The organism is Pseudoalteromonas maricaloris (assembly GCF_024746855.1).
Lineage (GTDB): Bacteria > Pseudomonadota > Gammaproteobacteria > Enterobacterales > Alteromonadaceae > Pseudoalteromonas > Pseudoalteromonas maricaloris.
Genome location: NZ_CP024626.1, coordinates 623,524 through 637,479, shown reverse-complemented (window position 1 = coordinate 637,479; position 13,956 = coordinate 623,524). Strand labels below are relative to the sequence as shown.

The window sequence follows — 13,956 nt, the reverse complement described above, 5'->3', positions numbered from 1 at the left end:
CTTTTATCAAGTCATGTAGAGCGCTCCCTCAGCAATAGTCCGAATCATTATTTCATTAAAGTTGTGCTCATATGCCTTTTGAATAAGCATTGGTTGCAACTTTTTTCGGACTAATAGTTCGCGCTCAGCGTCCAAATTTTTGGAGTAAAGTAGATCATCGGTTATTTTCTCAACAAGAGCCAATGCCACAAGTGCGTCTTCTACACTGTTTTTTGGTAATGATGAGTCTTTTTTATCTTTAGGGCTTCTGTTTTGCAATTGATTTACTGCTATCCCAAAAACCTCATCTAAAGAAATCTCATTTTTTATGCAGGCGTTTACTATTGCTGCATAAGGCAAGGTTCCCTTTTTTTTAGCCATTGCTATGCCGCTATGTGAAAGCCCTAGCTTTAGCGACAAAGCCCTATCACTACTTACGTCAAATTTTTCGTGAAGTAGTTCAATTACCTTATCGATCTCTGTATCTGCAATATTAGCGTCTAACATATTTAGCAGTCAATACCTATTTTATTTATCATTTAAATTTAACATCTAACTTGACAACAAATATATTTAGCGTTAGCTTGAATTTAAGAATGGCGCTAAATAATTTTGGCAAACAAATTTAGTATAAGGTAAATCTATCATGGCAAAGCAGAAAATGACATTTGAAGTAATCAAGAAAGAGCTAACAAAAAGAGACGTTAAATTTGTAGATATTGCAGCTGCTAAGGATGTCACACCAGCGCACGTCTCGAATGTAGCTAAAGGGAAAGTGAAATCTGAATCCGTTGCTGAAGCTATATGCTTGGCTCTAGATAAAAGTATGGTTGATGTGTTCGGCGATGAATACGCCACGCCATCCAAGAGAGGTCCTAAAGATAGAAGCATTAGAAAATTAGAGATCATAACAGCCATTAAAGCCGGTAAGCCAGTGCCTAAACCAAGCATGACTTTAAGTGCCAATTAAATCTAGGTTAATTTGGGGAGATTCTTACCATGACTGCAACTGACCTATTAGCAGATATTTTAGACTCAGATATTCCACCTGATTGCGATGTGTATCACCAATTTGTTCATACCGTAAATGCCTGTATGCGCCGCTGTGGATATACCAGAGCAGGGCTAGCTGCTCGAATGAACCAAGCACTTAAAGTGCTAGAAGTAGAAGTTGACGAAACAAAACTAAACAAGTGGTTTGCACCAAGCCAAACAATGCACATGCCTATTCACCTGCTACCAGCATTATGCTGGGCACTTAAAAGCATGGAGCCCTCAAATATTCTACTTGGCCCTCTTATGTACAAAGCAGTAGACCTAAGAGCCCAAAAGCTGCAGCAGTCTGCTGAATATGATGTACAAATCGAACAGCTTAAACACCAAAAACAAGCACTCCTAGAAGAACTCACAATTAAGAACTAAGGCCAGTATTCACATGACTATCAAAGACCAAGATCTATCTAAAATTTGGGGGTTGCAATGAGTAAAGAGCTAGCCGCCATGGTAGGCGACGAGTCTGCAGAAGAGATTATGCATCAAGTTTCAAAGCATACATCAGCGCTAAATATTGTTATGCCAGAAACGGTTGAAGACTGTATGGCGCGCATCACATTCCTAGCAAACAGGCAGTTTACGGATGCTGCTGAAATGGGCTTTATATTGCTAAATGTGAAAGCACAAGTTCCTCACGGAAAGTTAAAAGACCTTATTGCTGATAGAGGTATTCACTACCGAAGTGCAGCTCGTGCAATGGCTGTAGCCAAAATGCTAATCATGCTACCGAAAAGTAAAAGTGACAAATTGTCACTTTTGAATATGTCACAACATCAACTTAGTGAGCTAACCAAAGTTCCCATTGAAACACTTAAAGAGTTGGATGATGAAGACTATGAGGTTTTAGCTGAAACATCAGGTTCAGCGATAAAAAAGCAAGTCGCAGAGCTTATCGACAAAAAGTCAGAGCTAGAAGACACGCTGGCCCACACCATCAATGAGCTAGAGCACGAGCGCCTGCGCAAAGTGCCAACCACGCGATTTGATATGCCGGTGTTTGTAAGCGAGATCCGCAAAGACGCTATTTGTACCACCGAGCTATTAAACGACGCGCTGCAACAGGCCCAAGCAGGGGTGACGCAGTTAGTTGAGTTTCGGTCCCTTGATTTACCCGCACGCATTGCAGCGGCTCAAGTGGTGCACCACGCCTACGCCAGCATCTACACCCAAATAGGCACCATGCTCAGCCAACTACATATGGAGTTTGGTGAGTACGTGCAAGGCATAGAGAACTTACCCAAATTCGACGACGCCGAATGGCAATACGTAGACACCGAACGCGAGCGCCTACTGGAGTCGTTCCGCCTAAGTAAAGGAGACAAATAATGCATCCTGCCGTAGCTAAATTTAAAAACTTACCTAGCTTGCCAGGCACAAAGAACTGGATCCAAGCCAGCGACAGTGCACGTAAAAAAGCGCAGGCACGCGCTACCATTATTAAGCACTTAGCTGCCATGAACTGTACGTTCGAGGCCGCGTTTAACCAACTAACGAGTAGCGTTAAAACTGGCCTTATTACCCCTGCCATACATCAAGCCATTAATGCCGTTGGCAAGTTACCGTCTCGCGCAACCTTGTACAACTGGCACAACGCGTATAAAGAGTATGGCATGGAGGGGTTACTGCCAAATAATAAGGGTAGGGCGGCTAAACAGCCTAACTGGGCGCACCGTGCGCTTGAGTTATACCATGCGGTTAACTCTCCTAGCTTTGCTCAAGTGGCTGATCAACTTATTAAAGAGGGCTACAAAGCGGAAGACTACCAAGTACGCCGCTTTATTAATGGCCTACCGCATGAGCTTGGCCCACAAAGCCCTTATCGTATTGGTAACAAACTTTACCGTGAAAAGCACAAAGACCACCTCATACGCTCAACCGAGCATATTCCGCCGGGCTTTTTGTATAACGGCGATGGTCATACGCTGGACGTTTACCTTGCACACCCAAATACGGGTAAACCGTGGCGCGCAGAGCTAACTGCATTTCAGGATGTAGCCAGCCGATGCATTGTTGGTTGGGAGCTAGGTGAGGCTGAGTCGTCAATCAGTACCCTTACTGCATTAACACGTTCAATTAGAACGCACAGCCATATACCAAGCATTTTGTATATAGATAACGGCTCTGGCTATAAAAGCCAAATGATGGCCGACGAGTGCACGGGTGTATATGCCCAGTTTGATATAGACACCATTTTTGCCATACCAGGTAACGCCCGAGCAAAGTGGATTGAGCGCTTCTTTTTACATATGGAAGACCGCGTTGGTAAACGCTTTGCGAGTTATTGTGGCCGCGACCATAACGACCGCCACAAACAGCTAGTGCTTAAAGAAGTACGCCAAGGTAAACGCACCTTACCCACAGTAGATGAATGGGTTGCGGAGTTTACGGCATTTTTGCACGACTACCACAACAGCCCACACCCAGAAATAAAAGGCAAAACCCGCATAGAAGTGTGGGAAGAGGGGCTACAGCAAGATGCGCCGCCAGCTACCGACTTTGTGATTTTACCCCGTGAAAAGGTCAATGTGCGCCGTGGCCGTATTCGCCTACATAACCGCTATTACAGCGCTGACTATTTGCACCAGTTTAATGGCCAAGAGCTAGTAGCAGGGTATGACCTACACGACGACACGTTTATTAACCTGTACGAGAAAACGGGTGAGTTCATTATGGTTTGCCAGCTTAAGAACAAGTCACACGCTATTCCTACCTCTCGTATTGAGCAAAAACAAAGCGAGCGTTTGGTTAACCAAGAAAAACGCTTGCTTAACCACTTAGCAGAAAAACAAGCCCGTGCGGCACAAAAGCGCATTGTAGACGTTGCGGCCGTTGAAGCATTAGCAGCCGACACCAGTGCCCTTACACACCAAGCCCCACAAACATACAGCATTGATATAAACGACTTTGCGGTTGACCTTGACGAGTACGAGCCTGAGCTAGCTGAAGCGTTTGTATTGGAGGATGACGAATGAAATTTACAGAGCACTACAGTGCAACCCAACAAAAACAAGTCGCGGTATTAAACGCCGAGATAGACCTGTTTAACATTGCCGAGACAGAGTACTGCCTTGGTTGGCCATTAGCGCAAGTAAACAAGGTACTAGCTGGGCAAAGCCCGGTAAAACCAAACAAAGTGGTTGATGCACTTTGGACACACTTTTTTGGTGAGTTTGATGCTGAGCAACTAGCAGGCGGAACAGACATCAGCCCAACTTACTCAGAAGATGACAAGCTAGTGCTTGCGCGTATTAAAAAGCGGATGAAAGACAAAGAACTAAGCGGAGAAGGCATTACAAGTAGCTCACTGGCCTCGCGTTTACGCAAAACTACGGGCATGGTTAGCCAGCTGTTAAACGGCAAGTACGCCGCCAACCCGAGTAAATACTTGCATGAAGTATGGAGTATTTTAGAGCCGACAACGGTAGATGAAAAACCCACAGAGCAGCAAGAACCAGAAGCTAAACCGCCTATTCGCATTCGTTATGGTGAAGTGCCCTTTGTAAAAACCAGTGTACCTACCCTGATTAAAACCGCGTGTGAGCAAGCACGAGACAGACGCCGCATTGCGGTATTTGCAGGGCAAGCAGGGCTTGGCAAAACCAAAGGCATTGAGCGTTATTGCGAAGACCACGACGACACCTTGCTAATTTACGGCAGCGAAGAAACCGCTTCAACCCAAGTGCTAGAGAGCCTGGCAATACAACTGGGTATTCCTAAAGCGTCTAACTACAAGCGACTGCAAAAAATCATTAATGCGCTAAAGGATTCTGAGCGGCTGATTATTTTGGACGAGGCCGACAAGTGCCGCCCCAATGCACTAGACCCATTGCGTACTATTTCAGACCAAGCACGCGTAGGCGTTGTGTTGGTTGGCAACATTAAGCTCATCGACAAGCTACAAAGTGAAGAGCGCTACGAGTTGATTTCAAGCCGAGTGTGCTTTTGGCCAAGCCCAGTTGGTGAGCTGCCAGTCGCAGACATAAAAACCCTGTTTTATGAGCTAACCCAAAACACCATCACCATTGCTGAAGACAACGACAAGTGGTGGCAGTGGCTACATAAACGCGTTGAGGGTAATGCTCGCATGCTGGTTGAAAACCTTTTACCACACTTGCTTACCCATATACGCAAGAACCCAAACAAGAAAGTAGACCGCCTTATGGTGAACTCTATCTTCTCTGCGATTTTAAACAAACCCACTATTTAAATTGAAACGGACAAGGGGAGCCAAATGGCCATACAGCATCAAGCGTTAAACGCGACTTTTGATATACCTCACTCAACGAGCAAAGTTGACCAGGATAAGTGTCCTCAACTTCTAGCACCAAAGACTCAATTAACGGAGACAGCAATGAAACCGCCTCAGACAGAACATGATAGCCGGCTAAGCGAATTTTTAACGGCTGAGGAGATAGCGCAGATAAGGAAGATGCAGAACTCACCGCCTCTAGAAATGCATTTACCTCAAGACTGTTGCCAGTGCGCCAAGCGTGAAAGTCACGCAAAGTCCAGCCAGCAAGCTCAAGACCCAGCGCGTCAATCTCAGTTTGAGAAAAGCTTTGAGCAATTGACCTGCGAGCTGCCAACGCGAACCTCAAGTACTTCCGGTGGTTTGGGTAAGTAGTCACTCGTATACCTTTGAAATAAAAAGCCTTGCTGCAACAAGGCTAAGTAAACAGGAATAAAGACAATGGCATTTTCAATCGAAGTAAACGAAGGTTTTTTTAGCGCCAAATTTGCGGTTAGCGATACCAAAAACAACACCCAAATGTTGGCGGCAATCTGTAAGCACGACACACAAGGCATTATTCTGGATAGCGTAAACGGCAACATTAAAGCGGCGTTTGCCATCCTCTTGGGTATAAAGCTATACGAATGCAAGCAGTTAGAAAAGGTAAAATCATCGGTAAGTTTTACCAACGAATTTACCTTGCGTTATTCAGATATTGCCCGTTTACATACCAGTGACGACAAGCCATGGGATGTAAAAATCATTAAATTCAGCCTGTTACCAGACTTTACAATCGAGGAGGTAGCATGACTTTAGTCCAGCAAATTAAAGCCGCACAGCACTACGCAAACATTAGTGATGATGCCCACCGCCAAAATGTATTGGAGGTGAGCAAGTTTCGCGTGTCTACCAGCACCAAGCTCACAACAGACGAGCGCAAAGTGCTACTTAAGCGCTACCGCATGCTAAACCCAAACACACGTAAACGTAAGCGCATGCCCTCAGCACTGCGCCATATTTACCGTCTTTGGGGATTACTAGCCAAAGCGGGATTGGTAAAGATAGACAGCAAACAAGCATGCGAGACGTTTTGTAAAAAGCACACTGACGGCGTGCCATTACAAGACGCTAGCGACAACTGGCAACAGCTGATTGAAATACTCAAAGGCTGGTTAGCAAGAGGGCAAGGCAATGGCAAACAGCAACAGCTTTAACGAATTTACGATTGTGGTAAACCGCGAGCGCTATAGCGAAAACCTAACCGCTCGCAAACCAAGTAAAAAGGATATTGCTATCAGCCGCACCCGCCATCGTTTAGAGGCACTACAAGACAGGCGCGACATAGAGCGCGAATACAGCGTGGAGGGCCTGTTTGATGAGTGACTTAAACATTGACTTACGGGCGCTGCCTGCAGGCATTAGGCAGTTTGTAAAAGTACTAGGCGTTGAAAAAACCATTCAACTACTTAGTGAGCACCAAGGCCAGATGTTTTATATACCAAAAGCAGCTAACCCAGAGAGCCACTTTGTAAAGGTATTTGGCGAGGAAATGTGCCTAGCACTGGCCAACTATGCAGAGACCCAGTACCAAGTGCCCATGCTAAACAAGGTGCTGATACAGCTACGCGACCAGGTGATAGTTGAAGAGGTGAAAAACGGGACCACCATTCAAGCCCTGGTTAAACGTTTTGGCATTACAAGGCAGTGGATCATGAAAATCCTAAACGAGCACAACGCTTACAAGGAGCAACAGATGGAGTTTAAGTTATAACAATTATTCAAAATCACAAGTTTCAATCGCTATGTGATTGAAACTTGGACTCTTCCAAGCTCATTCATTTTACTCTACTCTACCTATCTAAATCATAAATACAAAATTCGAAGGAAAGTTATGTCAGCAGATCCATTCCAGAGTTGGGAAGAAGAGTACAAATGGGAAAATTGTCAGCTTGGCAACAAAGAGTATGGAATGTTCCTTAGCAATTATATTAAATCGCAGAAAAAGGCACTGACTCTAAATATTAACGGCCAGTGGGGTATAGGCAAAACCCACTTTTTAAGACAAATATATACACAACTGCGCTATGAGGAAAAGCTACCGACTATCTACATAAACGCGTGGGAGTCTGACTTTTCAAATGACCCGCTGCTTGTAATAGTTTCTGAGATACTTAACCAAGTTAAGATGGTCAGCACTAAACAAAACGTTAAAGGCAATATAAATTATGCCCTGAAAAAGCTTAAATCTCTTTACAACAGCTCTGTTAAGTTACTGGGGGCAACGGCTTCCATAGCCTCTGGACAAGCAATCTATTACACAATTGGTAAAGATATGCAGCTTGAAGAGACAAAAGAGCAAGAAGATTTATCTTCACTTTATTTTGAGCAGCAACAAGCGTTAAAAGATTTGAGAAAGGTTTTAAGGGAAGTTGTTCTTGCCACACCTGAAAAACAAGTTTTTGTGTTAGTTGATGAACTAGATAGATGCAGACCAAATTATGCAGTAGAGTTTTTAGAAACTATTAAGCATATCTTCGATATTGATGGCTTAGTGTTTGTGGTTGCTACCGATACAGAACAGTTAAGCCATTCTATTAAAGCCATATATGGCGCAACCTTTGATGGCAGTGAATATTTATCGCGTTTTTTTGGGAGAAGTGCGAAGCTTCCTGAACCAGATAAAACAACGTTTGCAAAATTCTTGATCGCGCGTTCAAATATCAACGCCTTGTTAGACGGTTTATTTTTACCATTTCTTAAAAATGGTACTAAATTAGATCACCTAGCTGAAATATTTGGAGAGGTTGCAAATTGTTATGGCTTGTCATTACGTAGGGTCAAACAACTAATCGATAAATATGAGTCCATTTTACTCTCTCTAGGCAAGAGCATAAAATTTGATTCACATCTTCTCATTCAACTTCTATGTGAATTTTCCCATCCAGAGTTTCACTTTTCTTATGAACATAAAAAGAAAGGGAACCAATATATTCCCAAAGATATAGCAATGAAACTTGATAGAGATTATAGATCTACCTCGTATGAGACTATTGCAATCGCAGCACTGTTGAATCACCGGCAAGCAGACGCAAGTTCTACTGAGTACCACAAAGTCGCACTAGAATTCACTTATCACAATCTAAAAGACTCAAAGACTATGACTAAACACGTAAAAAAGAATGTACATTTATTAAACCAATTTGAGTCTGATAGTTTATCGGCATCTTACTCCGGCCAAATAAGCGATAATGTACCTTATTTAACATTTCCTTCATATTTCAAATATGTAGAGCTCGCAGCTACGATAGCTTAAACCTCTATGTATACATGACTAATACTTAGTATTAATGCGGCCAGTATTGAAGTATGGCCGATTTTAATTTAGCCTAATTTAACCGCTTTACTCCCCCCCGTTGAAAACTACTTTCCATATGTTTGGCCTAAGATGATTACGCGATCATCACCCCATGAGCAAAGCAAAATCATTGCCTGTGTGGGTGTTGGCGGAGCTAATCGTTGCAGCAAAAACGCGTGAAGAAAAGCAAGCGATTGCAGCAACCTGTGAGCCACGATATTTACAGCTGTTACGCAATAGTGTGAAAGCACTGATTGCTAAAAAACGTGCCGTAAAACCACCTAAACCTGTGCCTGAGTGCTTTGTAAAAGTTAAAACCAAACTCAAGCGTAGGACTGCCCATGGACTTTAACCTATTTAACCAATTAAAACGGCACGAAGGCGAGCGCCTAACGGTGTACAACTGCCCTGCAGGGTACGCCACAATCGGTGTTGGTAGGAACTTAGAGCAGCGCGGCATCACTGAAGCCGAGTCGGACTATTTACTCAGTAATGACATTACAGAGTTCACCCACGCCGTTCGCAGCAACATTAACACCACAAAATGTAATCCTGCCCGCGAAGCCGTGCTAATCAACATGGCCTTTAACCTTGGCATTACTGGATTGCTCAACTTTAAAAATACGATTGCAGCAGTTGAAAGCGGAGATTGGGAGCTAGCAGCCCATGAAATGCTTAACTCTCGTTGGGCGGTGCAAGTTGGCAATCGTGCAGATGAACTCGCCGAGCAAATGGCCTCAGGGGAGTGGTACCTATGACCCCAGAACAAGAAAACCAGTTATTCCTATCTATTGGCCAAATACAAGCGACACAAACCGCAATCCTCAAAGAAGTCACCGACATTAAAGCCGATTTAACTAAGCGGGTTGACGGCCTAGAAACGCGTGTTGAAAAGGTGGAAGGCCATGTGACCAACAACCGTGTAAAAATTGCGGGCCTTGGCGGTGGCGCTGGCCTTGCGGTTGCGATTGCCGTTGAGCTGCTAAAGCTTAAAACCGGAGGTTGATATGGCGCACTCTGCTGATATTAAAAATGCAGTGCGCCACAGCTACGTTAATGAGCTATTGGCGCTATCTGTTGCCGCTGTAAAACATAGTGTAGCCGACGGCACCGCAAGACGTTGGAAAGCCGAAGCCAAAGCCAGTGGCGATGACTGGGATTTAGCGCGCACAGCAGCCAGAAAAGCGGTAGGGCCAGCAGGGGAGTTTACTCAAGATTTTATCGAAGAATTTACCATTCAAACCAGTGAAACGTTTAGCCTACTCAGAGACCCAGAAACCGCTATGACGCCAGCTGAGCGGGTAAAAGTGCTTACGCAGCTAAGTGACATGTATAGCAAGGTTATGAAGCTTAGTGGGGGTAACAAAACCATTGAGCGCCGTACGGTGGCGGTAGAAGTGATCAAGAAACTGACCGCCTTTGTAAGCAAGCACCACCCTGACTTTTCTCCGCAACTGGTTGTGATTTTAACCGCGTTTGGCCCGCAGCTTGTCAACATTATGGATGACTGATGGGCGACTTAAATAGTAAAGAGTTCCTGGCAGAGCTTGAGCAGATCACCGCAGGCCTTCGGTTAGACATTGAGGCTAAGCAGCGTGACATAGACCCAAGCCCAGAGGCCATAAAGGCAAGACGTAAGCGCGTGCTCGGCGGGGACTTTGAGTTTTTTGTGTATACGTATTTTCCGCACCATATGTGGTTGGACGAGGGGCAAGAGCCTAGCGAGTTTCAGCGCTACTTTATGAACTGGTTTCCTGAGGCCCTAAAGCTAACCAATGGTTGGAAAAACTGGTTTGTTGCGCCTCGTGGTGAGGGTAAATCAACGCTGGGCGTGAAAATATCACCTGTTTATGTGGCGGTATTGGCCCTGCTACAAGACGATGATGTTTGCAAAGAGTTGGATTTACCAAAGCCCGCACTCTTTATTGATTACGCGATTTTGTTTGGCGCTGAAGCCAAGATGCCCGCCAAAACATTGGAAGTGGTAAAAACTGAGTTACTGCAGAATAATAATTTGCTCTTAGACTTTCCTGAGGTTTGCCAAACCAGCCCCACATGGAAGATTGGTGAGTTTGTTACCGCGCAAGGCGTACGCTTTGAAAGCCGAGGGGCTGAGCAGTCTGTTCGTGGTGCATTCCACGGCGCTAGCCGCCCCAAATTACTTATGGCCGATGACATTATTACGGATAAAGAAGCCCGCTCAGCCACTGAGCGAGATTCACGTTGGGGATTTTTAGAAGCCGCTGTGCAATACCTTGGCCCACCTGATGGCACGGTAAAATTCCTTGGTGTAAACACGGTTTTAAACAGCGACGACCCAATCTCGCGTGCTGAAAACGCACCTGGCCATTTAGTACACCGCTTTAAAGCCATTGAGCAATTCCCTGAGCGCATGGATTTATGGGAAGAATGCCGTGATTTGATGCTTTTTAAAGACAAAGAGTTCGAGAAAAAAGCGGCAGCAAAAGGCCAAGCTGTAGCCAAAGAAGATAAACCATCGTTTAAGTTTTGGATTAAGCAAAAGCGCCAAATGAGTAAAGGCTCAAAAACATCATGGCCAAGCGTGCGTAGCCTGTATGACTTAATGGTGATGTGGGCGTCAAACAAGCGCGAATTTAACCGTGAAATGCAGGGTATTGCTAAGAGCGATGAAGAGCAGATCTTCTTTCAATTTGAATTTTGGGTAAACCGACTAAATCTTTGGACGCCCTACGGCGCATGTGACCCAAGCATGGGTAAAACAGCAGGGGCAGACCCTAGCGCGTTGCTGGTTGGCCTGTTTTGTAAAGAGCTGGGCAAGCTGCATGTTGAGTACGAAAGCCGCAAGGTGCGAGGCACGAGCAAGCTACTTAATGACCTGATACGCCTACAGCGTGAATATAACTGTTTGGTGTGGGGGTTTGAGAATAACAATGCATTTGAATACATGCGCCAAGACTACATAAAACGCGGATTAGACGAAGGTATTGCACTGCCTTTACGCGGGGTAACCGCAACGGTAAGTCAGGAAGAACGTATAGAGGGATTGGAGCCCTTTGTGACCAACGTACCTGCCCAAATTGCGTTTAATTCAAAATGCCCACTGGTTATGGATGAGCTAGATAACTGGCCCGACAAACAAAGTACACACCACTACGACTTGAGCTGTGCGCTCACCATATTATGGATGATTGCCAGCACTGGGGCAGGTGGTATGCCCAGAGTACGCAGCAAAAAAGTAACAAAAACCATAGGGGGCTACCATGTCTAAACCTCATTTAAGTTATCGGGGTTATAGAGCCCTGCAAAAAATGTTCAACATGAGCCAAAGTGACCCAAATCACTGGGCCATGATGCGTGAACTACCAAACCCAGACCCAATACTGCGTAAAGCTGGCAAAAGCGCCCTAATTTATGACGAAATTGCCGCTGATGCACATGTAATTGGTGAGCTACGCACACTGTGCTCTGGCATGTTTGCGTTTACAGCTGAATTGGTGCCTGGCGGTGATGATGCAGCGAGTAAAAAGAGCTATGAGCTAGCAAAGACGCTAATGGCAAGAAAGCCTGCAATAAACACCGAATGGATGGACGTAGACTGGCACAACTACAGCGCTATTTTGCATGGGTTTGCTGTGACTCACCTCGGCGCGTATGAAAAGGCAGACAACACTTGGCTACCAAACAAAATTGAGATGTGGCCAGCAAGCAGATTCGTGTTTACCCCCGACCACGAACTACTACTCAAAACCCGTGACAACCCGCACGGCGAGGAGTTGGTAGACCAGCGCTGGACGTGTGTTAGACATATGCCGAGCGCTAAGAACCCGTACGGTGTAGCCCTATTGAGTAGCTGCTTTTGGCCATGGATGTTTAAGCACGGTGGTTTTAAGTTTTTTGTACAGCTTTGCGAGCGTTTTGGCGTGCCATTTCCTGTTGGCAAGCACCCTGTCGGGAAGACCGATGACCAAGTAGATGAGCTAATTGATGGATTAGCAAAACTTATTACCGATGGTATCGCGACCATACCGGATGATTCATCTATTGAGATCATCGAAAGCAAGCTCAGCGGTGAGCCTGTACAAAAACAGCTGATAGATATGTGTAATGCGGAGATGAGTAAAGCACTCACCTCACAAACGTTGGCAACTGAGCAAAAGTCTGGCGCACGCGCGGCGAGCGAAACACACGCTAAGCGCGCAGGCGAAAACCAACGGGCGGATAGGGCACGTGTATCGAGTTATCGCAATCAAATTTTAGAGGCTATTCATCACGTTAACTTTGATGGTGGAGAGCCGCCCAAATACATTTGGCGAGACAAAAAAGAGATCAATCTAGACGCGGTTAATGTCATTAGAGAAACCGCCAAGTTGATAAAAGTAACTGAAGATCACGCCTATAAAACACTAGGAGTACCAAAGCCACAGGAAGGTCAGGCGGTGTTAGAAGTAAGGGACGATGGTGCTGGAATTGCCACAGCTGCAAAACAGGACTTTGCAGCGAAGGATAGCAACCACATGGATGTGAATTCCTTTGATGAATTTGACCAGGCAACTGATGTGGAAATTGCCAAGATATTTGAATTTGCCAAGCACTCAGCAAGCCTAACCGAACTAAAAGACAAAATCCTTTCTGAATTCCCAAACCTCAGTGGAACCGCACTGGCTGACGTTGCCAGTAAAGCGTTTGAACTGGAGTTTTTACAAGGGATGGATGAAGCCAATTCTACGGAGATAAACGATGACTGATATACCTGAAGGTTACATGAAAGACGGCAAGGGCAACTTAGTCGCCATCGCCAATATTAAGCAAACCGACCTAATTAAAGACGAGTTTGTAAAACAGGCCGTAGCGTTGGCTGAAAAACAGCAAAAAGAGCTTGCCGAGTTTAAGCGTTTGCAGATGGAACAAGCCGATAACTTTATGGAGTTATTAGCCCAAGAATACGACGTTAACCTGGGTGGTAAGAAAGGGAATGTAACGCTGCGCTCGTTCGATAATAAGCTTGCCGTAAGCATACAGTCTCAAGAGCGTATCGAGCTAGGTCCAGAGGAAAAGCTAGCTACAGAGTTAATATTCCAGTGTCTAGATGAATGGTCAGAAGGTAGTAATCAAAATATTAAAGCTGTCGTCAAAAAAGCGTTCTCTACTGACAAACAGGGCAAAGTAAATCCGCAGCGTATTTTAGGTTTACGCCGCTTGGAAATCGTTGATGAAACAGGCAAATGGCATCGTGCAATGGACATATTGGCTGAGTCAATAAACGTAATAGATAGTGTGCGCTTTATTCGCTTTTACAAGCAAGATGATCACGGCAATGACAATGCTGTTTCGCTTGATATAGCCAAGCTGTGAGGTG

19 protein-coding genes are annotated in these 13,956 nt (G+C 45.0%); 17 read left to right on the top strand and 2 right to left on the bottom strand.

Annotated features, from left to right (window positions below; genetic code table 11):
• Positions 1-6 precede the first annotated feature (6 nt).
• Entirely contained in the window at positions 7-486 is a 480-nt protein-coding gene (locus CTT31_RS20605; protein ID WP_260492938.1) for a hypothetical protein, read from the bottom strand.
• Between the two features lie 139 nt (positions 487-625).
• Here CTT31_RS20605 and CTT31_RS20600 point away from each other — a divergent pair, with 139 nt between their 5' ends.
• From CTT31_RS20600 to CTT31_RS20580, 5 genes are read left to right on the top strand one after another with little or no spacing between them, the layout of a single operon-like run.
• Positions 626-949: a hypothetical protein gene (locus tag CTT31_RS20600; RefSeq protein WP_260492937.1), complete on the top strand. Its 324-nt coding sequence runs from the start codon at positions 626-628 to the stop codon at positions 947-949.
• 29 nt (positions 950-978) lie between these two features.
• A complete protein-coding gene (locus CTT31_RS20595; RefSeq protein ID WP_237116078.1) occupies positions 979-1,401 on the top strand; it encodes a hypothetical protein in 423 nt (140 codons plus the stop codon).
• Between the two features lie 57 nt (positions 1,402-1,458).
• Entirely contained in the window at positions 1,459-2,358 is a 900-nt protein-coding gene (locus CTT31_RS20590) for a hypothetical protein (RefSeq protein ID WP_260492936.1), read from the top strand.
• Complete coding sequence (locus CTT31_RS20585) at positions 2,358-4,004, top strand: Mu transposase C-terminal domain-containing protein (RefSeq protein ID WP_260492935.1); 1,647 nt, start codon at positions 2,358-2,360, stop codon at positions 4,002-4,004. Before CTT31_RS20590 ends, CTT31_RS20585 begins: the two co-directional genes overlap by 1 nt.
• A complete protein-coding gene (locus CTT31_RS20580; RefSeq protein ID WP_260492934.1) occupies positions 4,001-5,239 on the top strand; it encodes an AAA family ATPase in 1,239 nt (412 codons plus the stop codon). Before CTT31_RS20585 ends, CTT31_RS20580 begins: the two co-directional genes overlap by 4 nt.
• On the opposite strand, the gene CTT31_RS20575 is transcribed toward CTT31_RS20580, so the two are convergent.
• Positions 5,232-5,618, bottom strand: a complete 387-nt coding sequence (locus CTT31_RS20575) for a hypothetical protein (protein WP_260492933.1) — start codon at positions 5,616-5,618, stop codon at positions 5,232-5,234. The genes CTT31_RS20580 and CTT31_RS20575 overlap by 8 nt on opposite strands.
• Before the next feature lie 104 nt (positions 5,619-5,722).
• Between CTT31_RS20575 and CTT31_RS20570 the strand changes: the two genes are divergently transcribed.
• The 12 genes from CTT31_RS20570 (at position 5,723) to CTT31_RS20515 (ending at position 13,952) form a co-directional block, all read left to right on the top strand.
• Positions 5,723-6,073, top strand: coding sequence for a hypothetical protein (locus CTT31_RS20570; protein WP_260492932.1), 351 nt, complete (start codon positions 5,723-5,725; stop codon positions 6,071-6,073).
• Positions 6,070-6,477: a regulatory protein GemA gene (locus CTT31_RS20565; RefSeq protein WP_260492931.1), complete on the top strand. Its 408-nt coding sequence runs from the start codon at positions 6,070-6,072 to the stop codon at positions 6,475-6,477. Before CTT31_RS20570 ends, CTT31_RS20565 begins: the two co-directional genes overlap by 4 nt.
• Positions 6,455-6,646 (top strand): hypothetical protein, encoded by a 192-nt coding sequence (locus CTT31_RS20560; protein WP_260492930.1) that lies wholly within the window; start codon positions 6,455-6,457, stop codon positions 6,644-6,646. Before CTT31_RS20565 ends, CTT31_RS20560 begins: the two co-directional genes overlap by 23 nt.
• Positions 6,639-7,034 (top strand): Mor transcription activator family protein, encoded by a 396-nt coding sequence (locus CTT31_RS20555; protein WP_260492929.1) that lies wholly within the window; start codon positions 6,639-6,641, stop codon positions 7,032-7,034. The genes CTT31_RS20560 and CTT31_RS20555 overlap by 8 nt, the downstream gene beginning before the upstream one ends.
• A gap of 120 nt (positions 7,035-7,154) precedes the next feature.
• Positions 7,155-8,576 carry a KAP family P-loop NTPase fold protein gene (locus CTT31_RS20550; protein WP_260492928.1) on the top strand — a complete coding sequence of 474 codons (1,422 nt, stop codon included), beginning with the start codon at positions 7,155-7,157 and terminating at the stop codon, positions 8,574-8,576.
• Between the two features lie 154 nt (positions 8,577-8,730).
• Positions 8,731-8,970 carry a hypothetical protein gene (locus tag CTT31_RS20545; RefSeq protein WP_176032263.1) on the top strand — a complete coding sequence of 80 codons (240 nt, stop codon included), beginning with the start codon at positions 8,731-8,733 and terminating at the stop codon, positions 8,968-8,970.
• Positions 8,960-9,376, top strand: a complete 417-nt coding sequence (locus CTT31_RS20540; RefSeq protein ID WP_260492927.1) for a glycoside hydrolase family protein — start codon at positions 8,960-8,962, stop codon at positions 9,374-9,376. Before CTT31_RS20545 ends, CTT31_RS20540 begins: the two co-directional genes overlap by 11 nt.
• Entirely contained in the window at positions 9,373-9,624 is a 252-nt protein-coding gene (locus CTT31_RS20535; RefSeq protein WP_260492926.1) for a hypothetical protein, read from the top strand. Before CTT31_RS20540 ends, CTT31_RS20535 begins: the two co-directional genes overlap by 4 nt.
• A gap of 1 nt (position 9,625) precedes the next feature.
• Complete coding sequence (locus CTT31_RS20530; protein ID WP_260492925.1) at positions 9,626-10,129, top strand: DUF1804 family protein; 504 nt, start codon at positions 9,626-9,628, stop codon at positions 10,127-10,129.
• Positions 10,129-11,868, top strand: coding sequence for a hypothetical protein (locus CTT31_RS20525; RefSeq protein WP_260492924.1), 1,740 nt, complete (start codon positions 10,129-10,131; stop codon positions 11,866-11,868). The genes CTT31_RS20530 and CTT31_RS20525 overlap by 1 nt, the downstream gene beginning before the upstream one ends.
• Positions 11,861-13,345: a DUF935 domain-containing protein gene (locus tag CTT31_RS20520; protein WP_260492923.1), complete on the top strand. Its 1,485-nt coding sequence runs from the start codon at positions 11,861-11,863 to the stop codon at positions 13,343-13,345. Before CTT31_RS20525 ends, CTT31_RS20520 begins: the two co-directional genes overlap by 8 nt.
• Positions 13,338-13,952 (top strand): DUF3164 family protein, encoded by a 615-nt coding sequence (locus tag CTT31_RS20515; RefSeq protein WP_260492922.1) that lies wholly within the window; start codon positions 13,338-13,340, stop codon positions 13,950-13,952. The genes CTT31_RS20520 and CTT31_RS20515 overlap by 8 nt, the downstream gene beginning before the upstream one ends.
• Positions 13,953-13,956: the final 4 nt, after the last annotated feature.

Excerpts from the sequence above, each read along its gene's own strand:
- CTT31_RS20605 (WP_260492938.1), bottom strand. The coding sequence starts at position 486 with ATGTTAGACGCTAATATTGCAGATACAGAGATCGATAAGGTAATTGAA.
- CTT31_RS20600 (WP_260492937.1), top strand. The coding sequence starts at position 626 with ATGGCAAAGCAGAAAATGACATTTGAAGTAATCAAGAAAGAGCTAACA.
- CTT31_RS20595 (WP_237116078.1), top strand. The coding sequence starts at position 979 with ATGACTGCAACTGACCTATTAGCAGATATTTTAGACTCAGATATTCCA.
- CTT31_RS20590 (WP_260492936.1), top strand. The coding sequence starts at position 1,459 with ATGAGTAAAGAGCTAGCCGCCATGGTAGGCGACGAGTCTGCAGAAGAG.
- CTT31_RS20585 (WP_260492935.1), top strand. The coding sequence starts at position 2,358 with ATGCATCCTGCCGTAGCTAAATTTAAAAACTTACCTAGCTTGCCAGGC.
- CTT31_RS20580 (WP_260492934.1), top strand. The coding sequence starts at position 4,001 with ATGAAATTTACAGAGCACTACAGTGCAACCCAACAAAAACAAGTCGCG.
- CTT31_RS20570 (WP_260492932.1), top strand. The coding sequence starts at position 5,723 with ATGGCATTTTCAATCGAAGTAAACGAAGGTTTTTTTAGCGCCAAATTT.
- CTT31_RS20565 (WP_260492931.1), top strand. The coding sequence starts at position 6,070 with ATGACTTTAGTCCAGCAAATTAAAGCCGCACAGCACTACGCAAACATT.
- CTT31_RS20560 (WP_260492930.1), top strand. The coding sequence starts at position 6,455 with ATGGCAAACAGCAACAGCTTTAACGAATTTACGATTGTGGTAAACCGC.
- CTT31_RS20555 (WP_260492929.1), top strand. The coding sequence starts at position 6,639 with ATGAGTGACTTAAACATTGACTTACGGGCGCTGCCTGCAGGCATTAGG.
- CTT31_RS20550 (WP_260492928.1), top strand. The coding sequence starts at position 7,155 with ATGTCAGCAGATCCATTCCAGAGTTGGGAAGAAGAGTACAAATGGGAA.
- CTT31_RS20545 (WP_176032263.1), top strand. The coding sequence starts at position 8,731 with ATGAGCAAAGCAAAATCATTGCCTGTGTGGGTGTTGGCGGAGCTAATC.
- CTT31_RS20540 (WP_260492927.1), top strand. The coding sequence starts at position 8,960 with ATGGACTTTAACCTATTTAACCAATTAAAACGGCACGAAGGCGAGCGC.
- CTT31_RS20535 (WP_260492926.1), top strand. The coding sequence starts at position 9,373 with ATGACCCCAGAACAAGAAAACCAGTTATTCCTATCTATTGGCCAAATA.
- CTT31_RS20530 (WP_260492925.1), top strand. The coding sequence starts at position 9,626 with ATGGCGCACTCTGCTGATATTAAAAATGCAGTGCGCCACAGCTACGTT.
- CTT31_RS20525 (WP_260492924.1), top strand. The coding sequence starts at position 10,129 with ATGGGCGACTTAAATAGTAAAGAGTTCCTGGCAGAGCTTGAGCAGATC.
- CTT31_RS20520 (WP_260492923.1), top strand. The coding sequence starts at position 11,861 with ATGTCTAAACCTCATTTAAGTTATCGGGGTTATAGAGCCCTGCAAAAA.
- CTT31_RS20515 (WP_260492922.1), top strand. The coding sequence starts at position 13,338 with ATGACTGATATACCTGAAGGTTACATGAAAGACGGCAAGGGCAACTTA.